At 64.6% G+C, this 1,141-nt stretch carries 2 protein-coding genes; both read left to right on the forward strand.

Going from position 1 to position 1,141, the window contains the following annotated elements; all coding sequences use genetic code 11:
* A partial coding sequence (locus tag AC5RWX_RS33615) for a hypothetical protein (protein ID WP_494100474.1) occupies positions 1-283 on the forward strand: 283 nt, incomplete at its 5' end.
* Positions 280-1,141 (forward strand): PHP domain-containing protein (locus AC5RWX_RS33620; protein ID WP_494100475.1); only part of this gene is annotated, 862 nt, incomplete at its 3' end. The genes AC5RWX_RS33615 and AC5RWX_RS33620, both read left to right, overlap by 4 nt.

Consider the following 1,141-nt stretch of genomic DNA (forward strand, 5'->3'; position numbering starts at 1 on the left):
AACCCTTCGGTGGGCAGGACGGTCCTATTCCGTCTGCGCTGAACCGGTGCGCTGGTACGAACGCCGGCAGTGGTGGGCGGAAGAAAGCCGTGCCCCACTGGGGAGCGGACCAGGGCTTGTTGACCACGAAATCTGGCGGGTTCAGGTGTTGCCGTCCGCTGCAGGCTCGGGCACGGCAAAGGAACAGGACGAGGCACTCACCCTTGACCTCACCCGCCATATCCGCAGCGGCCGCTGGCGGCTCCTGCGCATCCACGATGCCCTGCGTCCACGAACAGCATGAGTTTCACCCATCTCCATGTCTCCACCGCATTCAGTGCCCATTATGGCGTGTCCTGGCCTGAGGAACTGGCGCAGGCTGCTGCTGGTGACGGTGCAACCGCGCTAGCCTGCACTGACCGTGACGGCCTGTACGGAACCATCAAGCACCTCAAGGCATGCATGGACGCAGGAATTGATCCCATCGTCGGGGTGGACCTGGCGGTGTATGACGACGACGGCGACCAGCGCACCCAACTGGCTGGACGCGTGGTGGTGCTCGCCCGTGGCAACAACAACGGGGCCGGCTACCGTGCGTTGTGCCGGCTGGTGTCCGATGCCCATGCCCGCACCTCGGGGAAGGCCGGGGGAGCCATTCCCGTAGCTGTCACCAGGGCGGAGCTTGCCTCCCGCACCCTGGACCCCCAGACCCTCAAGCCAGTGCTGATGGTGCTCATTGGGCCGGACTCCGACGTCGGGCGTGCCATGGGTGGCCGCCGTTACCTGCGCCCGCGGACCCTTTTCAAGCAATGGATCGATGCCATGCCCCGCGGAACAGTGGTGGCCGAGATTGTTTCCCAGCTCAGCGCACCGGGGGCGCCGCTGAGCACCTCCCATGCGGTCCGGATGCTCAAGCTCGCGGCAGAGCACAACGTTCCGGCAATCCTCAGCAACGCAGTCAGGTACTGCGCGGAGGACGGAGCCGCAACCGCTGACGTTCTGGACTCAGCACGGACCCTGAAATCGCTGCCGGAACTGGCCCAGGAACCACTGTTGCAGCCTAACGGCCAAGGCTGGCTGAAATCCGCCGCCAAGATGCTTCAACTGGGCAAGGAAATCATCGCCGCAGCAGGTTACGGTGCACAGGACCTTAAACAGCTCA

This window comes from Arthrobacter sp. SPT-J7 (assembly GCF_059089965.1).